This window comes from Clostridioides sp. ZZV14-6154, assembly GCF_020657785.1.
Taxonomy (GTDB): domain Bacteria; phylum Bacillota; class Clostridia; order Peptostreptococcales; family Peptostreptococcaceae; genus Clostridioides.
Genome location: NZ_JAGWCY010000089.1, coordinates 1 through 255, shown reverse-complemented (window position 1 = coordinate 255; position 255 = coordinate 1). Strand labels below are relative to the sequence as shown.

Annotated in this window: 1 protein-coding gene; it reads left to right on the top strand. The window is 31.4% G+C overall.

Annotation, left to right across the window (positions count from 1 at the left end; translation table 11 throughout):
• Positions 1 to 255, top strand: a 255-nt coding sequence (locus tag KGF45_RS19870) for an RNA-guided endonuclease TnpB family protein (RefSeq protein WP_227843091.1), incomplete at both ends; no start/stop codon positions are given.

Below are 255 nucleotides of genomic sequence, written 5' to 3'. Positions count from 1 at the left end.
CAGACCAAAGAGCAGATTTCCTAAATAAGTTATCAACTAAACTAATACACGAAAACCAAGTTATAGTTATTGAGGACTTGAAGGTAAAGAATATGGTGAAAAATCATAAGTTAGCGAAAGCTATAAGTGAAGCAAGTTGGTCGGAGTTCAGAAGAATGTTAGAATATAAAGCTAATTGGTATGGTAGAGAAATAATAGTAGCAGATAAGAATTTCGCATCTAGTCAATTATGTTCTAAATGTGGATATAAAAATC